General features: G+C 33.0%; 16 protein-coding genes and 1 pseudogene. 14 read left to right on the forward strand and 3 right to left on the reverse strand.

Translation table 11 applies throughout. From position 1 onward, the window contains the following. The 5 genes and pseudogenes from DFR54_RS04330 (at position 1) to DFR54_RS13345 (ending at position 4,048) form a co-directional block, all read left to right on the forward strand. On the forward strand, positions 1–336 hold the full coding sequence (locus tag DFR54_RS04330; RefSeq protein WP_206172089.1) for a nitrous oxide-stimulated promoter family protein: 336 nt from the start codon (positions 1–3) through the stop codon (positions 334–336). Positions 337–622: 286 nt separating this feature from the next. Beyond that, positions 623–2,068, forward strand: a complete 1,446-nt coding sequence (proS, locus tag DFR54_RS04335) for a proline--tRNA ligase (protein WP_114289067.1) — start codon at positions 623–625, stop codon at positions 2,066–2,068. Between the two features lie 191 nt (positions 2,069–2,259). Then, positions 2,260–3,663, forward strand: coding sequence for a prealbumin-like fold domain-containing protein (locus DFR54_RS04340; RefSeq protein WP_114289068.1), 1,404 nt, complete (start codon positions 2,260–2,262; stop codon positions 3,661–3,663). A gap of 16 nt (positions 3,664–3,679) precedes the next feature. Next, a pseudogene (locus tag DFR54_RS13520) lies at positions 3,680–3,784 on the forward strand (prealbumin-like fold domain-containing protein); the annotation flags it as partial. Between the two features lie 66 nt (positions 3,785–3,850). Further along, positions 3,851–4,048, forward strand: a complete 198-nt coding sequence (locus DFR54_RS13345) for an LPXTG cell wall anchor domain-containing protein (RefSeq protein ID WP_227258993.1) — start codon at positions 3,851–3,853, stop codon at positions 4,046–4,048. Between the two features lie 27 nt (positions 4,049–4,075). Here DFR54_RS13345 and DFR54_RS04350 read toward each other — a convergent pair whose 3' ends face one another. Further along, positions 4,076–4,501 carry an HIT family protein gene (locus tag DFR54_RS04350; protein ID WP_346243192.1) on the reverse strand — a complete coding sequence of 142 codons (426 nt, stop codon included), beginning with the start codon at positions 4,499–4,501 and terminating at the stop codon, positions 4,076–4,078. Further along, positions 4,488–5,360, reverse strand: a complete 873-nt coding sequence (locus DFR54_RS04355; protein WP_114289071.1) for an RluA family pseudouridine synthase — start codon at positions 5,358–5,360, stop codon at positions 4,488–4,490. The genes DFR54_RS04350 and DFR54_RS04355 overlap by 14 nt, the downstream gene beginning before the upstream one ends. A 181-nt stretch (positions 5,361–5,541) precedes the next feature. Here DFR54_RS04355 and DFR54_RS04360 point away from each other — a divergent pair, with 181 nt between their 5' ends. From DFR54_RS04360 to DFR54_RS04380, 5 genes are all read left to right on the forward strand, one after another. Then, on the forward strand, positions 5,542–7,680 hold the full coding sequence (locus tag DFR54_RS04360) for a PBP1A family penicillin-binding protein (protein ID WP_114289072.1): 2,139 nt from the start codon (positions 5,542–5,544) through the stop codon (positions 7,678–7,680). 66 nt (positions 7,681–7,746) lie between these two features. Then, positions 7,747–8,097 (forward strand): YlbF/YmcA family competence regulator, encoded by a 351-nt coding sequence (locus tag DFR54_RS04365; RefSeq protein WP_114289073.1) that lies wholly within the window; start codon positions 7,747–7,749, stop codon positions 8,095–8,097. A gap of 99 nt (positions 8,098–8,196) precedes the next feature. Continuing rightward, complete coding sequence (locus DFR54_RS04370; RefSeq protein ID WP_114289074.1) at positions 8,197–9,402, forward strand: metallophosphoesterase family protein; 1,206 nt, start codon at positions 8,197–8,199, stop codon at positions 9,400–9,402. Continuing rightward, positions 9,402–12,155: an ATP-binding protein gene (locus DFR54_RS04375; RefSeq protein WP_114289075.1), complete on the forward strand. Its 2,754-nt coding sequence runs from the start codon at positions 9,402–9,404 to the stop codon at positions 12,153–12,155. Before DFR54_RS04370 ends, DFR54_RS04375 begins: the two co-directional genes overlap by 1 nt. After that, complete coding sequence (locus tag DFR54_RS04380) at positions 12,152–13,093, forward strand: 3'-5' exoribonuclease YhaM family protein (protein ID WP_114289076.1); 942 nt, start codon at positions 12,152–12,154, stop codon at positions 13,091–13,093. Before DFR54_RS04375 ends, DFR54_RS04380 begins: the two co-directional genes overlap by 4 nt. Before the next feature lie 82 nt (positions 13,094–13,175). Here DFR54_RS04380 and DFR54_RS04385 read toward each other — a convergent pair whose 3' ends face one another. Then, positions 13,176–13,952 (reverse strand): class A sortase, encoded by a 777-nt coding sequence (locus DFR54_RS04385; RefSeq protein WP_114289077.1) that lies wholly within the window; start codon positions 13,950–13,952, stop codon positions 13,176–13,178. Positions 13,953–14,163: 211 nt separating this feature from the next. On the opposite strand from DFR54_RS04385, the gene DFR54_RS04390 reads away from it, so the two are divergent. From DFR54_RS04390 to cshA, 4 genes are all read left to right on the forward strand, one after another. Continuing rightward, complete coding sequence (locus DFR54_RS04390) at positions 14,164–14,943, forward strand: hypothetical protein (protein WP_086340951.1); 780 nt, start codon at positions 14,164–14,166, stop codon at positions 14,941–14,943. Positions 14,944–15,063: 120 nt separating this feature from the next. Then, positions 15,064–16,110: a D-alanine--D-alanine ligase gene (locus DFR54_RS04395; protein ID WP_114289079.1), complete on the forward strand. Its 1,047-nt coding sequence runs from the start codon at positions 15,064–15,066 to the stop codon at positions 16,108–16,110. A gap of 114 nt (positions 16,111–16,224) precedes the next feature. Beyond that, positions 16,225–17,592: a UDP-N-acetylmuramoyl-tripeptide--D-alanyl-D-alanine ligase gene (locus DFR54_RS04400; protein WP_114289080.1), complete on the forward strand. Its 1,368-nt coding sequence runs from the start codon at positions 16,225–16,227 to the stop codon at positions 17,590–17,592. A gap of 134 nt (positions 17,593–17,726) precedes the next feature. Beyond that, positions 17,727–19,310, forward strand: a complete 1,584-nt coding sequence (gene cshA, locus DFR54_RS04405) for a degradosome RNA helicase CshA (protein ID WP_282957092.1) — start codon at positions 17,727–17,729, stop codon at positions 19,308–19,310. The last annotated feature ends 6 nt before the right edge of the window (positions 19,311–19,316 follow it).

Raw genomic sequence — 19,316 nt, forward strand, 5'->3', positions numbered from 1 at the left:
TTGGCTCGTAAGATAAATGATGGTCCCAAAATTAATTTTGAGAAAAAAACAGTAGCTGCAATGATTGATATTTACTATAAACAATTTAAGGATGAGGAACATCTAGCAGAAAGAGAAGATGTTTTATCTTATGCGATGACTCGCTTAAATTATTGTCGTTTTGGTGAAGATAAACCAACTTGCAAAGTTTGTCCCGTTCATTGCTATAAAAAAAGCTACCAAGAAAAAATGAAATTAATTATGCGTTATTCAGGGCCAAGAATGATGATTTATCATCCTATTATGTCAGTAGAACATTTTGTTAAAGAATGGCGATACAAAAAGAAAGATGATTGACTTTAAAAATCAGAGATGATAGTATTTCTTTTGAGTCAACATAAATTACATATCAAAACTGGACTAGTAAAGGACACTTGCTGGATTATAAGAGAGAAATCAAATGCTGAAAGATTTCATCCACGCTTCCCTTGAACCTACCAACTAAACATTTAGGTTTGATACCTTTATCATCAGATTAAGTTGTAAAGTACAAATCTACTTTAAAGCAAGGTGGCACCGCCGTTTTTGGTCCTTGCATTAAAGTAGATTTTTTTGTGTTTTAAATTGAAGGAGGAAATAAGAAATGGCTAAAAAACAAGGTTTCGTAAAAGAAATTACAAGTCGTGATGACGATTTTGCAAAATGGTACACAGATGTTTGTTTAAAAGCAGAACTATGTGACTACTCAAGTGTTAAAGGAATGATGGTTGTTCGCCCAACAGGTACAGCGATTTGGGAAAATATTAGAGATGTTATCGACAAAAAAATCAAAGCAACAGGACATGAAAATGTATTAATGCCAATGTTAATTCCTGAGAGCTTATTATTAAAAGAAGCAGAGCATGTTGAAGGATTTGCTCCTGAGGTTGCCTGGGTAACTCATGGTGGAAACAACGAATTACAAGAGCGTCTTGCAATTCGTCCAACATCAGAAGTTGTATTTGCGGAACATTTCAAAAAAATTATTCACTCTCACCGTGACTTACCAGTTCTTTATAACCAATGGGTAAGTGTGGTTCGTTGGGAAAAAAATACACGCCCATTTTTAAGAACAACAGAATTTTTCTGGCAAGAAGGACATACGTGCCATTCTACTGCCGAAGAAGCTCAAGCAGAAACAAAATTAATGTTAGAAACGTATGTTGATGTTTGTGAGAATTTTTTAGCAATTCCAGTTGTATCAGGTGTGAAATCTGAAAGCGAAAAATTTGCAGGAGCAGATAAAACATTTACGAATGAAACATTAATGTATGATGGAAAAGCACTGCAAATTAACACATCACATGACTTTGGTAATAACTTTGGTAAAGCATTTGATATTAACTTTACTAATAAAGAAGGTAAAGAAGAAGCTGTTTATACAACATCTTGGGGATTCACAACACGTGCAATTGGTGGGATGATTATGGTTCATAGTGATGACCGTGGTTTAGTTATTCCTCCAAGAATTGCTCCAACTCAAGTTATGATTATTCCAATCGCTCAACATAAAGAAGGTGTATTAGATAAAGCTTACGACTTAAAAGAGTTATTAGGTAAAAATATGAGTGTTAAAGTGGATGCAAGTGATAAACAACCTGGTTGGAAATTCAGTGAAGCTGAAATGAAAGGTTATCCAGTTCGTATTGAAATTGGGCCTCGTGATATTGAAGAAGGTAAAGTGGTTGTTGTTCGCCGTGATACATTAGAAAAAATCACAATGGAATTAAATGATGAATTAGCAGCTAATATTGAAAACTTATTAGAAACAATTCAACAAGATATGTTTGACCGTGCTAAAGAGCGTCAAGATGCAAAAACACGTACAGCTACAACTAAAGAAGAATTCTACGAGTTAATCGAAGAAGGCGGATTTGTCTTAGCGCCTTGGTCAGGAGATCCTGAAGTTGAAGCGAAGATTAAAGAAGACACTGGTGCTACGTCAAGATGTTGGAGTTTAGAACATCAAAATGATGATTTAACAGGAGTTAAAGATTTATGGAACGGCGAAGATGCTAAGTATATGATGCACTGGGCAAAAGCATACTAAAATAGTCATTTTTTGTCACAAAAATAGTTAATTTCAACATAATAAAGGTGTGAAACGATAGTTTAAAGAACTATGTTTCACATCTTTTTTTATTTTACATTTAGCCTACACATATTGTGAAAAAGAACACTAATTTTGGTGGTAAAATAGATAATATAGAGATGAATGTAAAAAAGAAAGAGGATCCTAATATGAAATTGATAAAAAACGAGGTAATTAGTTCAATTGGGATAGTCGTATTATTTTGTTTAGGAATGGTTGGCTTAGGAACAGTTGAGGCAGCGGTAGATGTAAAAGACGCTGGTAATTTTTATACAGATGTACCTGAAGCTGAAGGAAGCTTTTTAGGTGCATCAAGTTATTTTCATATTTTTGCCAATAAAGCCCATTTAAGAAATCATACAAATGGAAATGTTGCGACAAGAGAATTATCAGGTTCATCTAATTTTGGAACTCAGGATATACCATGGGTTGAATCTAACTACGCTCAAAAGGTGTTAGATATTAATGGAGCTTCAGGTGTTCGTGATCATACAAAAATGGTTTTTGGAAAAGAAACGCAAATTGATTTATCTGAGTATAATCGTCCTAAAGTAAATGGTCGTCAAATGGACAGAATCTCTGGAGATAATATTTACCAGGATAAGGGAGATAATTTTTATATTGATTTTACAAAGGAATTTGCCAAGTTAACAGAGGTTAGTCAAAGTTTAATTAATCAGAATGTGAGTAAAACTTATTATAATAAGGATTTTAAAAATGAAAATGAACGCTACATCGATGTATCTGGATTTGAAGGCAGTGATGTTTATATTCGATTAGCACCAGAAGTATTAAAGAAAAATACACCACTTAACATTACAGGACTAGAAAAAAATTTAGGTGATGGTAATTTTAAAAACGTTTACTTAATTGTGGAAACAGATAACGAAACAAGTTATAACGTTCAAAGTCAGATTAAATTTAAATACACAGACGGCTCAGAGCGCGGTAATAAAGAAACGACAGACTTCTCAGATAGTACTGCCTTATGGACTTTTAGTCATAATGATAAGCCTTTTAAAGGAAGTATTAATCTAGGAAGTACTTGGCTAGGTAGTGTTTTAGCCCCGTTAGCTACACTTGGTGGTGAGCAAAATATTGGTGGTAATATTATTGTGGACCGTTTTACAGGTGCAGGAGAAACGTATGGCTGGAATTTTCAAGAAAATAAAAAAGGAAGAGTTGTATTAAGAAAAACGTCATCAAAAGATCATAGCAAATTAGCTGGGGCAGTTTTTGATCTGTATGAAGAAGGTAAAGACACGCCGCTTAAAACAGGACTAACAACTGACGTTAATGGAGAAATTCATGTAAGTGACTTAAAACCTGGTTATTATTACTTCAAAGAAACCAAAGCACCAATTGGGTATGAAAAAACAGATGAAAAATACGTCTTTGAAATTAAAAAAGATCAGGTAAGTAGTGTTCAACAAGTTAAAGTAATGAATGAAAAACACAAAGAAGAAGAACATCTAGGTGCTGTGAAATTAATTAAAACAGATAATAAGGATACAAAAAAAATTCTTAAAAGGTGCCGAATTTTCATTATTTGATCAAGATAATAATTTAATAGCAGAAAACTTAGTAACCAATGAAGACGGTGTTTTATTAGTAGAGAAGCTAAAAGAAGGAAGTTATTACTTTGTAGAAACTAAGGCTCCAACTGATTACAAAAAAACAGATAAAAAATATGTTTTTGAAATTCAAAAACAGGAGACAACTCAAGTAGAGCAAGTTCATGTGACAAATGAAAAATTGCCAGTTGTCCCTAAAGAACCAACTGAACCGAAGAAACCAGTTACACCAACAATAACGGATAAGTTTTTGCCTAAAACAGGTGAAATTAAAACAAATATGGTACTAATCGGTTGGACACTTGTTATGGGTATTTTCTTTATTTACTGGAAAAAATATCATGATACTCATCAATTGGATTAATAAAAAATAGGCTATGACATATTTTTGTCATAGCCTATTTTTTAGCTTTTCTTTTAATAATTCAAGGTCAAGAGGCTTGAATGCAACTGTTTGACTATCCCAAAAAGCATCATCTTGATAACGAGGAATTAGATGGGCATGAAAGTGTGTACCGTCATCCATAACAGCACCATTATTTTGAGCAATCGTTGCACCTAATACATCAAAATTATTTTCTAACGTTGCAATAATTTGTTTCTCAAATTGAAGTAAATCTAACAGTATTTCATTAGGAATATCTAGCATGGTTTCGTAATGTTTTTTAGAGATGACTAAAATATGACCTGTTTGAATAGGATCTATATCAAAGACCGCAAAAAAATAAGTACTCTCTGCTAAGATATTAGTTGCTTCAATATGATGACAAAAAATACAATTTTCCATTAAAACAGCCTCCTGATTAATACGATTCAGATAAAAATGGTGTAGCTAAGACATGAATTTTTTCTTTAGTAAATGGATGAATTAAATTTAAGTTTTTAGCATGAAGCATTAGTCTTTGGTTGTTGCTTCCCTTTGGATGATATAACGGATCTCCAATAATCGGTTTTCCAATAGAAAGTAAGTGAACTCTGATTTGATGTGTTCGACCAGTATCTAAAATACACTCAACCCAAGAAGTTTGTTTGCTTTGTTTTAATTCAGTTACGTGAGTGATAGCCCTTTGTCCACGACGTTCGTCAATTATTCGTTTTCGTCTGTCATGGCGGTCACGCCCAATTGGTTTATTAATAGTTAATTTTGGTTTTGGTAAATGACCATTGATTTGTGCTTCATATAACCGATGAATTTCTTTTTTCTCAAGCATTCTACCTAGAATGGGTAAAACAACTGGATTTTTAGCAAAAAGAATAGCACCACTTGTTTCTTTATCTAATCGATGAACCACAAAAGGTATCTCCTGATTTTTTTCTAAGTAAGCAGCTAAGTGGTTAAGTAAGGTATCATCTTCATCAGGTTGATTAGGATGAGTTTTCATGCCTGCTGGTTTGTTGACGATAATTAAATGCTCATCTTCAAATAAAGGCTCGATCCAATCAGCTCTTCCTAATCTAATCTCTGGTTTGTCATAATCTGTGTCTTCAAAAATTAAGGTGATTTTATCTTCTGGAAAAACCTCTTGATGAAACATGGCGGGTTCACCATTAAGTAAGACATTTTTTCTAGTTCTTAAAAAGTGTTTTACTTTTCTCGGGATTAACCATTCTTGCTCTAATAATTCTTTTATTGTTTGTTTTTTTGTCTCTTTAGGTAATGTAAAAGTAAATTCCATGAGGAAACTCCAATCATTTGTTACAAAACTTTATATTTTTTTTAGAATTGTAACACACTTTATTAACAACTTCATGTTACCATAGGCTAGAGTTTAAGATAAGTCCTTGGTCTTATCCACGAAGTGACAAGTCTATGTTACTATAAGTGTAAATTAATTAAACAAGTTAGAGGAGCTGCAAATGGAATATATAAAAAAAATAGGAGCCACTATTAAACTATATTTACAAAAGTTTTGGACGTGGTTTTCACCATACTTCCAACAATTTAGAGCATGGAGAAAGCGAGTATGGAAAAAATATCATATTAATAAAATCATTATTTTAAGTATTATGTTAGTAACTTTGGTAATGAGTATTTATCTATTTTACTTAGCCAAAAATACAAATGTTTCCACCTTACAAGAAGGGTTAAAACAGGTAACGACGATTTATGATAAAGATGGTGATGAAGCAGGAACGACTTCTAAATACGGATCTAAAGGAAGTTTTGTGCACAGTGAGAATATATCACCCTACATAAAAGATGCTTTAGTATCCACAGAGGATAGAAAGTTTTATGAACATAAAGGTTATGATATTAAGGGGATTGCTAGAGCAGCTGTAAGAAAAGTAATTCGAGGAAACAATAGTGGTGGTGGTGGTAGCACCATTACTCAGCAGCTAGCTAAAAATGCGTTTTTATCACAAGAACAAACAATGACTCGTAAAGCTAAAGAATTGTTTTTAGCCATTGAAATTGAAAAAGAATATAGCAAAGATGAAATTATGGAGATGTATTTAAATAAAGCTTATTTTGGTAACGGAGTTTGGGGAATTCAAGATGCATCTTTAAAATATTTTGGTAAAAATGCAAGCGACGTAACAATTGATGAAGCAGCTGTTTTAGTAGGGATGTTAAAAGGTCCAAATATCTACAATCCAATTGATAGTATGGAAAATGCTATTAATAGGCGTGATACTGTTCTTTCAGTGATGGTAGATAATGGTAAGTTAGATAAAGAAACAGCAGACCACTTAATGACACAACCTCTGGAAATAGCCGATTCTTATGTTCCAGAGCATGATTCCTATAAATATCCTTATTATTTTGATGCTGTCATCAAGGAAGCAACAGAAGTAGCTAACCTAAAAGATGAAGAGATTTCTAATGGTGGTTACAAAATATATACAGCTCTAGATCAACAATATCAAATTGGCATGGATCAAACCTTTGCTAATGATAGTTTGTTCCCAGCAGCAGCTCCTGATGGTGAGATTGTTGAAGCTGCCTCAGTAGCCCTAGATCCTAAAACAGGTGGTATTAGAGGGATTGTTGGTGGACGTGGAGATTATACATATAGAGGATGGAACAGAGCAACTCAGTCTATGTTATCGCCTGGCTCAACTTTAAAACCATTATCTGTTTACACACCAGCACTTGAAGCCGGCTATAAACCAGATGATATTCTAAAAGATGAAGCTTTAAGTTATTACGATGTTCAAAACTATTCTAGAACTTATTCTGGTCAAGCAACGATGACAGAATCATTAATCTATAGTTTAAACGCACCAGCAGTATGGCTTTTAAATGAAATTGGAATTGATCGTGGCTATAAAAAAGTGGAACAATTTGGTATTAAATTAGATGAAAAAGACCGTTATCATGGACTTGCTTTAGGTGGATTAACCAAAGGAACAACACCGGTAAGAATGGCAAGTGCTTATAGTGTTTTTGCTAATCAAGGAATGAAGGCAGAACCACATTTTATTACTAAAATTGAAGATGCTAAAGGTGTAATTATTTATGAAAATGAAAAACCAAAAACTAAGCGTGTCACTACACCAGAAGTAGCAGATGAAATGACAAGTATGCTACAAGGTGTGTTCAGTTCTGGTACAGGTATTGAAGCTAAACCTTATGGCTATAATATTGCAGGTAAAACAGGAACAACTGAAAATATCAATGCTGATGGGATGTCAAAAGACCAATGGATTATCGGTTATACACCTGATGTTGTTGTTTCAACATGGATTGGATTTGATAAAAGTGGTCCAGATCACTACTTAACAGGAAGTAGTGGAAACAACTTAGCAAATATCTTTAGAGATGAAACCCAGCGTATTTTAGCAGCTTCACCAAATACACCATTTGCTTCAAATGATATTACTCAAGAGAATGTCCCTGAGAAGAATGGTAAAAAATCTGATATTGGGGAAACCTTAAATGATATTGGAGATAAAGTTGTTGAAGGTGCTAATACAGTAGGTGACGGGATTAAAAAAGGTGTTGAGACTGTAGGCGATATGTGGGATAGCTTTTGGAATAAAGTAAGAAGGTAAATGGTAGGTTTTAGGCTGAAAAGATGTTACAATAACATCAGATTAAACATTAAAGGAGCAATATAAATGACAGTTAATATTTATGATAGCGCGAATCAAATCGAAAGAGAAATCCGTGAAATGGATGAGTTCAAAACATTACAAGCCGCTTTTGAAGCAATGAAAGCTGAAACTGAATCATTTGAGCTATTCAAACAATTCCAAGAATTACAAATTGATTTACAACAAAAACAAATGCAAGGTATCGAATTCTCAGAAGAAGATGCTAAACAAGCTCAAGAGATGGCTATGAAAGTTCAAGAAACAGCTGTCATTCAAGAGTTAATGCAAAAAGAACAAGCTTTTAGTATGATTATTAATGACTTAAACAGAATCATCATGAAACCAGTTCAAGAATTATATGACATGGGTGAATAACATATTAGAGAGCTAAGGTTAAAACTTAGCTCTCTTTTTGTATTTTTTTATAGAAAAAAGGTAATGAAATAGGTATGATGTAAGGAAGGAGTGATACGGATGAAATTTATTCATACAGCAGATATTCACATAGATCAACCATTCTCGGGAATTCATTCAGATCATGGGGACATAAAGCATTTATTAAAAATAAGCAACCAGCAAATACTGACTAAAATTGTTGATACTTGCATTGAAAAAAAAGTTGATTTTCTATTAGTCGTAGGCGACACATTTCATCAAAATCAGCCTTCTATTCATACGCAGAAATTTGTCATGGAAGAATTTGAAAGACTTGGTCGTGAGAATATTAAAGTCGTGATGTCATTTGGAAATCATGATTACTACACAGAAAATCGTTACTGGTTTGAATGGCCAGACAATGTAATTTTATTTAAAAAAGAGGAAGTTCAAACGAAAACACTAGTTTTAAAAAATGGCGACTCTGTTGCAATTAGTGGTTTCTCTTATGAAAATAAATGGATTAAGGAATCTAAAGTTCAAGAGTTTCCTAAAAGAAGTATAGATACTACTTATCATATTGGTTTCTACCACGGAGATGATTCTCCTCAGTATGCTCCTTTTAACTATGGTGATTTACCAACCAGTTATGAATACTGGGCTTTAGGTCACATTCATAAGAGTAGTGTTTTATCAGATAGACCATTAATTGTTTATCCAGGAACACCTCAAGGACATACTAAAAAAGAATATCAAGTTAAGGGTATTGTGTATGTGGATATAGACCGAGGTAGCCGTGAGATAGAATGGTTAGATATCTCAAATATAAGATGGCATAAAAAAGAATTTAACATTGAAGAAGATTTAGAGAGAAAAGAAATATTAGAACGCTTAGAAAAACATATATTAGCTCAAATATATCAACATCCTTTTAATGTAGTCAGCTTAAATGTCACTACAACAGCAGATAACGCAAGAGAGATTTTAAAGGAACAAGAAGAAATTTTACTTTATTTACAAGATAAAATCTTTAAAGCATCTGATAATCGTTGTTGGTTACAAAGCCTATCTCTATCTCAAGTAACTTCTGATAAATTAATAATGGGATTTGAAACAACTTTAATTGATGATTTAGGACGCGTGTATCAGCATAAAGATAATTTTGAAAGTGTGGTAGCTGATTTATTAAATCAACCAGCTATTGCAAGTAACTTAGCTTGGGATACAGCTGAAATAGAAGAATTAGTTACTGAGAGTAGTCAATTAATTAAAGATAAAATGATTTTTAAAAATGGGGAAGAATAATGAAATTACGACAACTAAGAATTGATGGATTTGGAAAATTTAATAATCAAGTCATTGATATTGACCCTCAAAACCAATTGATTTTTGGTGACAATGAAGCAGGTAAATCCTCAATTTACCAATTTATTCGAACTATTCTCTTTGGTTTTCCAAAGAAAAGGGAAATGACAAGAGATTTCACACCAATTAATGGTGCTATTTATGGTGGGAAAATTTTATTTGAAGATAATCAGTATGGTTTAGTGACTGTTGAGAGATACAAGGAAAAAAATAAAGGTGCAGCCACTGTAACCCTTGAGAGTGGTGAAACTGGTGACGAACTATTTTTAGAAAAAATCTTATCTCCTTTAACAAAAGAAACTTTTGATCAAATATTTAGTTTCCAGCAAGAACAATTAGCTGATTTAAATCAGTTAAATGAAATGAAGCTACAACATTTATTATTAGCAGTAGGTTTAACTGGTAGTAGAAGATTAAGTAGTATGAATGACCAGTTTTTAAAAGAAAGACAAAAACTATTTAAACCAACAGGACGAATTCCTGAGATTAATCAAAAATTACGCCAATTGAAAAAAGTCGATGAACAAATAGCTTTAGTCGAGAGTCAAGAAGGCACTTACCGAGAAAAATCTCTTGAAACGGAACAACTGCTTGAAAAAATTGCTGAAGTTGAGAAAGAGCAAGGCTACCAACAAGAATTAGAAAAAACGGTATTAGAACAACAGAAACGTTTTCCAATGTATATTGAATGGGAAAGTTTATCAAAAGAATTTTCTGATTCACTAACAGCTTCCTCACAAACTGTTGAAGTTGTTAGACAAGAAATTCAAAATTATGATTTTCTTTTAAGAAAAGAAAAAGAATTATTGGAGTCTCAAACAGGTCGCTTGGAAACAGAATCACCTGCGTATCAGTTCTACATGATGAATCAACGCCTATTTGATGAGTTGTTAGAAGAGCAGTTAATGGTGGAATCATTAACTGAACGTCGTCAATTACTAGATGAGCAATTAAAGGAATATCAAGAAAGTAAAGTGACTTTATTTGAGAAATACCGTTTGTCAGAAGAAACAATCAATATTGATTTATCAGATGACGTTGAAACAGAAATGTTAGCTCTTGCTAAAGAAGAAGAAGAGTTAATTCGTCAAAAAGTAGTTTTATCTAATGAAAAAAGCCGCTTAAATATTCGCCATAAAGATATGGATATGGCTCTAACAACAGTTGAAAATCAATTAAGTACTGAAAATGTTACTAGACCTTCTTCAAGAAGTAAACAAACTGATAATAAAAAATGGTTTTCAGGGTTAAGTTTAGCTATTGGGGCGCTATTTTTAGTTCTAGCTATTGTCATTGGAAAAGCGTGGCTATATATTCCCGTTTTAATTTTATTTGGTTTAGGTCTTTATGGTCTATTTGGTTCAGCTTTAAAGAGAGCAAAAAAAGAGCCACTAACGAAAGAAGAAGCCAGAGAAGATTATTTACTTCAGTTAAGTGTAGCAGATGAAGTTGCTCATTCACTAAATGAGTTGGAAACACAATTAGAAGAAATTGAGAGTCAAATCAATGAGCTACAAGTGAAAAAACAAGAGTGGGCTGACCAATATGGTTTTTCTATGAAAGAAACAATGAGTTTATGGTTATCTAGAATTCCGATTTATTTACAATTACAAAATATTCAAGAAAAAGAAACAGAGATGACTCACAATTTAAGTGAAGTTGATCGTATTTTAAACTCGTATGGTGATTCATTAGCATTTGCTAAAGAATGGGTGCCACTTGAAAATAAAACAACTAAAGAAAGTTTCCAGGCCATTAAAGAGTTTGTGACTAAGCAAAAAAATTACTTAACAGACAAAGCTTTGGCTACTAATACTCATGATCAATTCCAAGAACAGTTACATCAATTGAGAAATGATATTGCCAGTAGTAAAGAAAAAATCTTGTCATTAATTGATTTAGCTAATGTGACAGATATTGAAGAAAGTAAATTGTGGTTAAAGAAACAAGATATGTCTGAAAAAGGTCAATCTAGAAAAGATGAACTTGCCTTGTCTTTAGAAGATTATTTTGACTTAAATAAATCTTACAAATTAGTTTCTATTAATCATCAACTAATTCAAGTGAAAAATGAGATTGATCGATTACAAGAGAAAAATAATCAGTACCGCAATGATTATCAAGCTTTATCTTATGAGCTAACTCAAATGGAAAAAAATGGGTCATTAGATGTTTTATATCAGGAAAAAGAAAACCGTCTGTCTGTGATTAAAGAATTAGCAGACAAATGGATGACCTACCGAATTGCCGAGGAGTTAACCCAAGACGTGTTCCAATACTTATCAGACCAACAACTACCAGCTTTACTAGCAACAGTTACTTCTTACTTTAAGATTTTAACTGAAGGTAGATATATAAAAGTTGTTGTGAAAGATGGGCAGTTAATAGTCATTGATAATCAGCAAAGAAAATGGCCGATTGTCCAACTATCAACAGGAACAAAAGATCAATTGTATATGGCTTTTCGTTTAGGGTTCGTACATCTTCACCATGAGGAGTATGAAGCACCTGTTATTATTGATGATGGCTGGTTGCATTTTGATCAAAAACGAAAATTAGTTTTATTTAGATTGCTAAAAGGATTTAGTCAAAGAACTCAGGTTATTTGCTTATCTTCTGATGAAGCTGTGAGAGCCTATTTTGAAAGTCAAGATTTAGAGATTATTCAAATTGGAAGGGAAGGGAAATCGTGAAAAAATTAAGAGAAATCCCATTAGATGAAACGTTTGAAATTTTTGTGTTATTGAAAGTAGCTGATGTGAGAGTTGCTAGAAATGGCAAAAAATTTATCGCTTTTACTTTTCAAGATACTTCTGGAACCATTGATGGTAAGTATTGGGGAGCCTCTGATGAGGAAATTGAAAAATTTACAGCTGGACAAGTCGTTTTACTAGGTGGTAAAAGAGAAGTTTATCAAAATATGCCTCAAGTAAAAATTATTAGCTTACGTTTAACGATTGAGGGAGAACCTGATGATCCTGTTCTTTATATGGAAAAACCACCAGTTCAAGTAGAAGAGTTAAAAGAAAAATTCAACAGCTTTTTGTTTGAAATTACGCAAGCTAAGTGGCACCGAATTGTGCGTCATATTGTTGGGAAATATCAAAAAGAATTTTTTGATTTTCCAGCTGCTAAAAGAAATCACCATGCCTTTGTAGGTGGTTTAGCTTATCATACTGTAACGATGTTAGAACTAGCAAAATCTGTTTGCGAGCAATATCCTGAGTTGAACGAATCTCTTCTTTATGCCGGTGTCATTTTACATGATATTGGAAAAGTTAAGGAATTATCAGGACCTATTGGCACAGAATATACATTAGCTGGGAATTTATTAGGTCATATTGTAATGGTTGATGAAGAAATTACTAAAGCATGTGCGGAGTTAAATATTTCAGAAACAGATGAAGAAATATTAGTTTTAAAACATGTTGTATTAGCTCATCACGGATTACTTGAATATGGTTCTCCTGTTAGACCTAAAATTATGGAAGCAGAAGTCTTACACCATTTAGATAATCTAGATGCTTCAATGCAAATGATGCTAGGTGCTTTAAAACAAGTTGAGCCTGGTGAATATACAGAACGAATTTTTGGTTTAGATAATCGTAATTTTTATCTACCTAAAATTTAAAAATAATGCTAAAAAAGTCCCAATTTTCATGATTATGAAAATCGGGACTTTTTGTTTACTTTAAATTATTATGTAATCGAATTTAATAGTAGTTTGTTTGATCCATTTCAAATGCTTCTTGCATGTGTTTAGGAGCATCTTTACCTTTTACTTCTCTAACTAATTCACCTTGAATGATTAACCGATTAGCTCCAGAAACGTCACAGGTAACAAGAGTTACAAGTTGTTTGTCTTTCACATCATCAATCACTTCAACACGAGTTGGCTCTACATATTCTTTATAAGTTACTTTGTATTCATAAATATATTCTAAATCTGTTAAAAGAATGGTTTGTCCAAGCTCTACGTTGACCAAAGGAGCAAAAAGTAAGGTGGGATCATACATATAATGACTAGCTAGTGCATAGTTACCCGTCCCCATGCGTTGTTCTTCTTTCATTGTTCCAGCACCAACAGCTAAAACGTAATTTGAAACACCTTTAAAGATAGGTAAATTCATTTTCACATCAGGAATAGCGATTCCACCGATAGTATTAAGACCTGTGTCACGTCCCTTTGTTGCTTGAGCAACTAAGTTAAAATCAAGAGACTCTACTTGGTCAAAGTCAAAAGTAGCCTCTTTTTGTTCATTTTTTTTAACATCAGCTCTAGTCACGTTACTGATAGTATGTTTGTTGGTAGTATCCTTCACCAAATAATTTTTTATTTGATTATTAAAAACCAAAGCTAGACCAATTAAAAGGAGAAGTAGCATAAAAATATTAACAATAATATTTTTAATAGTTGTTCCAATACTTTTTTGTTTATTTTTTTTACTTCGTGTATTTTTATGTTTTGCAGTTTTTTTCTTGCGACTCATTTAGGTATCCTCCCTTGTTGCCTTCAAAATCATGATACCATAAATGAATAAAAATGAATATTACATAAGTATTGCCAGAAATCGCTTTACCAAAATTCTATGTAATATAAACTTAATTTAAGGATTTGTCTTTTTAGATTTCAAAAGTAGAAATAAATGGTATAGTTATATTAATGAAAAAAACGTGTTAAGGGAAGAAACGAGGTGAAAAGTGTTGCAAGATTATTTGTATGTTCATTTTGATGGGATTAGTAATTCAATTCTGACTAAAGGAATGACTCATAGTGATTTTAATCGGTATACAACTAACCGCCCAGAAAATCTCTTATTACTAAATCCATATGAACGTGAAGGGGAATATGAACCACATACTGGTTTTCGAGTGATTAGAGGAAGTGACAATGTGGAGCAATACTTTTCTTTAATGGAAAGTCGTGCTGTTAGTGAATTGAAATGGATAGACTTTAAAGATTACGATGTGTTGCAACGTTTAACACCAAATGAAATTTCGGAGTTGCTATATTTTGGTCACATGAAAAATCAGTTGCGTTCACCTTTCTTTTATCAACTACAAAATAGTTTTGCCTTTTTTGAATTAACAAAAAAGACAACAAAAATTTACTACAGAAGCATTGAAGATTTTTACGGTATGCTCTCAAAAAAAATTAGTTGTTTAACAACGCAACAAGTTAACGGCAAACCGTCTCTTTTTAAACGTCGCCAACTACAGTTAATTCCAGAAGTTCCAAATGATATTATTAAGAGCTTAAAAGAAACTATGCAAGAGGGAATTGTGTTTAACTTCTCTCAAACAAGTTGGGTGAACGAGGAATACATAGTTCCTATCCATGTAGTTGAGGACAACTTACGAAAAGTAGAAAATTATCATTTTAAACAAGAATACAAAATAGGTACCCTTATTTATTCAAAGGCAGCAGGGGTTTGGCGCATTGAAAAAGAAGAGTTTGAATCTATTTTACTATCTCAATAAGAAAGCCACTTGCCGCAGATTTGACAAGCAGGTAAGTGGTTTTTTCCATTTTAAAAAAGATTATTGGTGTTTCCTATAAAATACAGTATAATAAAATCTACGAAACTTAGGAGGACTGGGATGAAAATCACGCTAATCTATGGGGGAAAGAGCGCTGAACATGATGTTTCAATTTTATCAGCCTTTTCAATATTAAAAGCAATTTACTATAACTATTATGAAGTACAAACTGTTTATATTACAAAAAATGGGCAGTGGTTAAAAGGCCCGCTATTTACTAAAGCACCAGATGCTGAAAGTGAGTTACACTTAACTTTAGATAACTCAGAAGTGATGAATCCATGTGACATTAAAGAAGATAATTCAGTTATTTTCCCTGTTTTACATGGACCAAATGGAGAAGATGGAACTGTTCAAGGATTATTTGAGGTTTTAAATATGCCATATGTAGGTGCTGGCGTTTTAGCTAGTGCGTGTGCAATGGATAAAATTGTGGCTAAACAATTATTCCAACAGGCAGGAATTCCACAACTACCATACGTATCAGTAATTAGACGTAACTATCAAGAAGATCAAGATAAAATTTATGCTGAGTGTGAAGGGACTTTAATTTACCCAATGTTTGTTAAGCCGGCTAATATGGGTTCTAGTGTAGGAATTAGTAAAGCTAATTCTCGTGCTGAACTAACAGCAGCTATTGAAGAAGCTTTTCGCTATGACAGACGCGTCATTGTAGAGCAAGGAATCGAAGCCCGTGAACTAGAAGTCGCGATTTTAGGAAATGATGAAATCAGAACAACTGAAGCTGGAGAAATTGTTAAAGATGTTTCTTTTTATGACTATGATTCAAAATACATTGATAACAAAGTAACTCTGCAAGTACCAGCTATTGTATCAGATGATTTACATAAAAAAATGCGAAAATATGCAGAAAAAGCGTATATTGCTTTAGATGGTAGTGGCTTAAGTCGCTGTGATTTTTTTGTCACTGCTAACGAAGAAATCTTTTTAAATGAAGTTAACACATTGCCAGGATTTACACCATTTAGTATGTATCCATTATTATGGCAACACATGGGAATTAACTATAGTGATCTTTTAGAAGAGTTAATTCAATTAGCTAAATTGCGTTTCGAGAAGAAACAACAGATTGAGTTAGGTCAATAAAAATTGAGGTTGTGACAGAAACTGTTTTTTGTTACACCGTTTATTCGAAAATAAGGGACCGTGGCTTACTTGCGTCACAGTCCCTTTTGCGTCGTAAAGACAGGAGGAAATTAAATGAAATTAGCTATAAAAGAAATTATTAAAGCTGTTAAAGGTCAATTGTTTGGTGAAATATCACTAACCAATCAAGTAACAAGTGTTGAATTTGATACGAGAAAAGTAGTTCCAGGAACACTTTTTGTACCTCTTAAAGGTAATCGTGATGGTCATGATTTTATAGATGTGGCTTTTGAAAATGGAGCAGTTTTAACTTTATCAGATAGACAATTAGAAAATAAACCTTATATTTTAGTGGAAGACACTCAAAAAGCCTTACAGGATTTAGCTAAATATTATTTAGATAAAGTCGCTCCAAAAGTTGTGGGTATTACTGGTAGTAATGGGAAAACAACAACAAAAGACATGACTGCCGCTGTGTTAAGTCAGTCTTTCAAAACTTATAAAACCCAAGGGAATTATAATAATGAAATAGGTTTACCTTACACAATTTTAAGTATGGACATAGATACTGAAGTAGCTGTTTTAGAAATGGGAATGGATAGAAAAGGTGATATTGAGTTACTATCACAAATTGGTAGACCTGATGTTGCTGCAATTACAATTATCGGTGAATCTCATATTGAATATTTAGGATCTCGTCAGGGAATCGCTGAGGCTAAAATGGAAATTGTCACTGGACTAAAAGAGAATGGGACACTAATTGTGCCAAGTAATGAACCACTCTTAAAACCTATTTTAGAAAAAGTGACTCAAGAAAAAGTTTTATTTGGTTTAGAGGATTCTGCGGCTGTTAAAGCTGATATTGTATCTGAATCTAAAAATGAAACAACTTTTACAACGACTTTATTCCCAAAAGTTGTCTTTAGTATTCCAGTCTTAGGACAATACAATGTAAATAATGCAATCATTGCTATATCTGTAGGAAATATTTTAGGAGTTCCAGTTGAAAAAATTCAAACAGGCTTAGCCGATTTTGACTTAACTAAAAACAGAACTGAATGGTTAAAAACATCAAAGGGAATGGATATTTTAAGTGATGTGTATAATGCTAATCCAACAGCAATGAATTTAGTGTTAGATTCTTTTTCAAAAGTAGAAACTAAAGGCAGAAAAATCGCTGTTTTAGGTGATATGTTAGAGCTTGGTAAATCTTCAAAAGAGATGCATGAAAGTGTGGCAAAACATTTATCACCAGAAGAAATAGATACTGTCTACTTATATGGAACAGAAATGAAATACTTATTTGAGAAGTTGACTAATCAATTTTCAGAAAACAACATTTATTTATTTGAGAAAGAAAATAAAGAAAACTTAATAAAAGCTTTATCTAATGAAATTAATCCAACAGACACTATATTCTTAAAAGGAAGTAACGGTATGGGATTAAAAGAAATTGTCGAATATTTATTAAATAATCATTAATAAGGCTTGTTCTGTTGAGAAATCTTTAGGAATGTGATAATATTATTCGAATGCTCGTTTTCAATTTTTTTTCATAAATGGCAAATGATGAGAGAGAGTTGATGACTGAGGCAGAGTTATTAGGAGGATATCATTTGAAATTTAGTGAATTAAATTTAGACAAGAGATTGTTACAAGCAGTAGAGAAAATCGGTTTTGAGGAAGCTACCCCAATTCAAAGTGCAACGATTCCATTGGCATTAGAAGGAAAAGACGTTATTGGACAAGCCCAAACAGGTACTGGTAAAACAGCAGCTTTTGGTTTACCAATGTTAGATAAAATTGATACAGAAAAATCAACTATCCAAGGTTTAGTTATTGCTCCAACAAGAGAGTTAGCTATCCAAACACAAGAAGAAATTTACCGTCTAGGTAAAGATAAAAGAATTAAAGTTCAAGCAGTTTATGGTGGAGCTGATATTGGTCGTCAGATCAAATCATTAAAAAATAATCCACACATTGTTGTAGGTACTCCAGGTAGAATGTTAGATCATATCAACCGTCGTACGTTAAAATTAGATAAAGTAGAAACTTTAGTTTTAGATGAAGCAGATGAAATGCTAAACATGGGATTCTTAGAAGATATTGAAGCAATTATCTCTAAAGTTCCTGAAACAAGACAAACATTACTATTCTCAGCAACTATGCCAGATAGTATTAAACGCATTGGTGTTAAGTTCATGAAAGAGCCTGAACACGTTAAGATTAAAGCTAAAGAAATGACAGCTAACTTAATTGATCAATACTTTGTGCGTTGTAAAGAATTTGAAAAATTTGATGTTATGACTCGTTTATTCGACGTTCAGAATCCAGATTTAACAATTGTCTTTGGTCGTACAAAACGTCGTGTTGATGAATTAGCACGTGGATTAGAAATGCGTGGATACAAAGCTGAAGGAATTCATGGTGATTTACCTCAACATAAACGTATGAGTATCTTAAAAGCTTTCAAAAATGATGAAATTGATATTTTAGTAGCAACAGACGTAGCTGCACGTGGATTAGATATTTCAGGTGTATCTCATGTTTATAACTACGATATTCCTCAAGATCCAGAAAGTTATGTTCACCGTATTGGACGTACTGGCCGTGCTGGTAAAGAAGGTATGTCAGTTACTTTTGTTACACCAAACGAAATGAGCTACTTACATGTTATTGAAGATTTAACTAAGAAAAAAATGACACCACTTCGTCCACCTTCTAAAAAAGAAGCAATCGAAGGACAAATTGGTTCAGCAGTTGCAACTATCAAAGAAGCAATGGCTGAAAATGGTTTAGAGTCTTACCAAGAGGCAGCAAGTGATTTATTAGAAAACTACTCAGCAGAAGATTTAGCAGCATTGTTAATTAAACAAATTGCTAAAGATGATGCTTCAGAAGTTCCTGTAAATATTACACCTGAGAGACCATTACCAAGTCGTGGTGGAAAACGTGGCGGAGGTAACCGTGGCGGAAATCGTGGTGGTGGTAACCGCGGTGGCAATCGTGGTGGAGGTCGCGGAGGCAACAGAGATAACCGTGGCGGAAATCGTGAAGATAACCGTAAACGCGATAACTACAAAAAAAATAACCGTAACGATAACAACAAACCAGGTGAAAATCGTAAGCGTAACAACAATAACGCTAACAGCAACAAAGATAAATCACGTGGCTTTACAATTCGTAATAACGCAAAATAATTTTTT

Source organism: Vagococcus fluvialis, from assembly GCF_003337315.1.
GTDB lineage: Bacteria > Bacillota > Bacilli > Lactobacillales > Vagococcaceae > Vagococcus > Vagococcus fluvialis.

Excerpts from the sequence above, each read along its gene's own strand:
- proS (WP_114289067.1), top strand. The coding sequence starts at position 623 with ATGGCTAAAAAACAAGGTTTCGTAAAAGAAATTACAAGTCGTGATGAC.
- DFR54_RS04340 (WP_114289068.1), top strand. The coding sequence starts at position 2,260 with ATGAAATTGATAAAAAACGAGGTAATTAGTTCAATTGGGATAGTCGTA.
- DFR54_RS04355 (WP_114289071.1), bottom strand. The coding sequence starts at position 5,360 with ATGGAATTTACTTTTACATTACCTAAAGAGACAAAAAAACAAACAATA.
- DFR54_RS04360 (WP_114289072.1), top strand. The coding sequence starts at position 5,542 with ATGGAATATATAAAAAAAATAGGAGCCACTATTAAACTATATTTACAA.
- DFR54_RS04365 (WP_114289073.1), top strand. The coding sequence starts at position 7,747 with ATGACAGTTAATATTTATGATAGCGCGAATCAAATCGAAAGAGAAATC.
- DFR54_RS04370 (WP_114289074.1), top strand. The coding sequence starts at position 8,197 with ATGAAATTTATTCATACAGCAGATATTCACATAGATCAACCATTCTCG.
- DFR54_RS04375 (WP_114289075.1), top strand. The coding sequence starts at position 9,402 with ATGAAATTACGACAACTAAGAATTGATGGATTTGGAAAATTTAATAAT.
- DFR54_RS04385 (WP_114289077.1), bottom strand. The coding sequence starts at position 13,952 with ATGAGTCGCAAGAAAAAAACTGCAAAACATAAAAATACACGAAGTAAA.
- DFR54_RS04395 (WP_114289079.1), top strand. The coding sequence starts at position 15,064 with ATGAAAATCACGCTAATCTATGGGGGAAAGAGCGCTGAACATGATGTT.
- DFR54_RS04400 (WP_114289080.1), top strand. The coding sequence starts at position 16,225 with ATGAAATTAGCTATAAAAGAAATTATTAAAGCTGTTAAAGGTCAATTG.